Genomic DNA, 229 nt, shown 5'->3' on the forward strand with positions numbered 1-229 from the left:
CTTCGACCTGCGCCTGCGCGGGGAGCGCGATGCAGCCTTCGCCCGGCTGTTCGTCGACGGTCATCCGCAGGCGCCGGGCACGCCGTACGGCTACCGGCACTACCTGCAACGCCTGGCCGAGGGCCGCCCGGCCGCCGGACTGGCGCTGGAGGATGGCGCCTGGGAGCGCTGGGCGCAGTCGGTACTGACGGCTTTCGACGCCTTCCGCCTGCTCTGCGCGCTGCGCCGC

1 protein-coding gene is annotated in these 229 nt (G+C 74.7%); it reads left to right on the plus strand.

Annotated elements, in window-relative coordinates:
- A partial coding sequence (locus BST14_RS32565; protein WP_211280892.1) for a hypothetical protein occupies positions 1–229 on the plus strand: 229 nt, incomplete at both ends.

The organism is Mycobacterium arosiense ATCC BAA-1401 = DSM 45069, from assembly GCF_002086125.1.
Classification (GTDB): Bacteria; Actinomycetota; Actinomycetes; order Mycobacteriales; family Mycobacteriaceae; genus Mycobacterium; species Mycobacterium arosiense.